The organism is Synechococcus sp. R55.7, from assembly GCF_047461955.1.
Classification (GTDB): Bacteria; Cyanobacteriota; Cyanobacteriia; order Thermostichales; family Thermostichaceae; genus Thermostichus.
The window spans coordinates 4502-7097 of the sequence record NZ_JANSIC010000077.1; the positions used below are offsets into that span (position 1 = coordinate 4502).

A 2596-nucleotide genomic window follows, 5' to 3' on the forward strand; every position below is an offset into this window, starting at 1 on the left:
CCTTGCTGGCATTGGGAGGAGCTGCGGCCTGCAAGCGAGCGGCCATTTGGGCAACCACCTGCGGCTGGGCCAACCAGGTCAACACCGTTTGCCGCAGCAAGTCCAGATTCTCTTCGGATTCTCGCATGACCACCCCCCCACCGCGCCCCACAAAGGCCAGAGCATTCTGATACTGATGATCCTCAGCGGCAAAGGGATAGGGGATCAAAATGGCTGGGGTGGCGGTGGTCAGCAACTCCGCCAGGCTCATGGCTCCGGCGCGGCTAATGGCAAAGTTGGCCCGCTGCAACAAGGCAGCTACATCTCGACGGAAAGGAAAGGGCCGGTAGCGGGGATGGCTGGGGATCCTGGCTTCCGGATCTTGAGCTTCGCTGCCGCCGGTCAAATGCACAATCCAGGCCCCCGCCTCCAACCAAGCTGGGGCACAGGTGGCCACCATGCGGTTGAGGCCCCGCGCCCCTTGGCTGCCCCCCATGACCACAATGAGGGGATCCCCGTCGGGAATGGGGAGGTCGGCAGGGAAAGGCTGGGGCGTGTAGAACTCGGCCCGCACCGGCGTACCCACCACTTGGGCAGCCACCCCTGGCAAATGCTCTGCCGTCTCTGCCATGCCCAGCGCCACCACCTGACAAAATCTCCCCAACCAACGGGTCACTTTGCCCGGGATCCGATTGGACTCGTGCAGCAACACCGGCACCCCCAGCGAACAGGCGGCCAAAATGGCCGGAGCGGCAATGTACCCACCGGTGGTCAGGACAATATCAAACCGTCCCGACATAAGGAGTCGGCGCACTTGTAGGGTCGCACGGGCCAGTTGGGCCAAGGCCTGCAGCCTGTGGAGAGGGGATCCCTGCCAGCCGGACATGACAACCCGGTGCAAGGGATAGCGCTCCCGCACCAGCTTCCCTTCCATCCGATCCGGCACCCCCAGCCATTCGATCTGCCAGTCGGGCAACTGCTCGGCAATAGCCAAAGCCGGAAAAATGTGGCCACCAGTGCCACTGGCAGCAACCAGCAGCCGCGGGCGTGAAGCTGGATCCTTGGCGCGTGTGTCCACCCGTGTGCCGATTAGGGATCCCTGAGACCTTCAGGAGTTGTTGGAGCTGACATAGCGCAAGAGGGTGCCCCGTTGCCCCAGAATAAACCCTTGCTCGGGGCCGAAAAACTCAATGCTGTAGAAGTTGGCGGGGATGTTGCTGAGTTTCTTGGCCTGTTCCCAGGTTTTGCCACCATCAGGGCTGTGGATCAGGGTAGCGCCACCCCCCACCACCCACAGGTCGTGGTCGTTCTGGTAGGCGGCATTGAGGTAGCCAAAGCTGAGGGCCCGCCCTGGACGCAGCGGCGACGACCACTGGCCGGAGGTGAAGTCATCGGTAAAGGCGATCTCCGCCCCTTGGTTCAATTTCCAAGCGCTGCCGTGGGGGCCAAAGCCCATGTTTTGAATGCGGCGGGAGCTTTCCCGCGGGTAGGGCTTCCAGGTGCGACTTTCAGGAGTGTACAGAAAGTAGAAGCTGCCCCGCGACGACACCGCCAGATATTCGCCTTCAGGGCCGCGGGCAATGTTTTTGATGGCCCCAATCGGCTCATCCACTTGGGCATGCCAGGTCTGACCGCCATCTTCGGTGCGGTAGATGGCCCCCACATTGGTCACCATTTCGGCGGCGCCAGGGCCCAGAGCCTGGATCAAGAGCGGCTCCCCTGGCAGTTGGTTGTTGAGGCGGATGGAAGTCCAGTCGGATCCCTCGTTTAGGGTGTGGAGGAGGATCTTCGGCTGCCCGGCCACCCAGCCTTCTGCCCCAGCAAAGCTAATGGAGGCCAGGTAGGCTTCCGGCTCCAGACCCGGCAGCTCCCGCACCTGCCAGTGCAGACCCCCATCGCGGGATTCCAGCAGCGTCGCCTTGTCTCCCACCAACCAGCCATGGGAAGGGGTGGTGCCGGTGAAGGCAATGTCCAGCAGAATGTTCTGGGTGGGCACTTCCACCTGCTGCCAGGGGACCACCCGCATGTTGGGCATCCCCGCCGCCATCAGCAGCACCGAGACAGCAATCAGCAGCACCAGCCTCAGGGGTTTGAACATCTTGACCCTCACTCGACGAAATAGAAACTCATCAAAAATAAAAATCCCAGCGCCAGTCCCAAGAAGATCAGCAGGTTCTTTTGAGCAGGGGTCATCACGTTCACCCCCAGGCCGTAGCGCAAGTTCTCTTGAAAACCGGAAGGCTTGCCCTTGGCGCCCACTGCTTGGAACGAGCGCTTACCGGCTCGGCACACCGGACATTTCCAATCGGCTGGCAATTCCTCAAACGGCACGCCCGCCGGGATCCGATTGAGCTGATCCCCCTTGGCCGGTTCGTAAACATAGCCACAAGAACGACATTCGTAGCGCTGCATCCGCAGGGGATCGCTGAGCTGCGCATCGGTTTCATCTTCCGGCAACTCAATGAGCCTCGGTGTCTGGGGAGAACGGGGTTGAGCACCGGGATCCGGTTGCGAGCCATTCATGGTCAGGGATCCATCTGCATCGTCGATCCTATTATGAGAGGAATTGTTACAAAAATCTACTCAGACCCTTTCTTGTTGCTCAGGGGGATCCCGC

3 protein-coding genes are annotated in these 2596 nt (G+C 61.2%); all 3 read right to left on the bottom strand.

Annotation, left to right across the window (positions count from 1 at the left end; genetic code table 11):
- A partial coding sequence (gene murG, locus NW820_RS05785) for an undecaprenyldiphospho-muramoylpentapeptide beta-N-acetylglucosaminyltransferase (RefSeq protein ID WP_414406938.1) occupies nt 1-1057 on the bottom strand: 1057 nt, incomplete at its 3' end.
- A 30-nt stretch (nt 1058-1087) separates the two neighbouring features.
- The gene (locus NW820_RS05790; protein WP_414406939.1) at nt 1088-2077 is read right to left on the bottom strand and encodes a photosynthesis system II assembly factor Ycf48; all 990 of its coding nucleotides are present in this window, start codon (nt 2075-2077) and stop codon (nt 1088-1090) included.
- An 8-nt stretch (nt 2078-2085) separates the two neighbouring features.
- Nucleotides 2086-2502 carry a rubredoxin gene (locus NW820_RS05795; protein ID WP_414406940.1) on the bottom strand — a complete coding sequence of 139 codons (417 nt, stop codon included), beginning with the start codon at nt 2500-2502 and terminating at the stop codon, nt 2086-2088.
- Nucleotides 2503-2596: the final 94 nt, after the last annotated feature.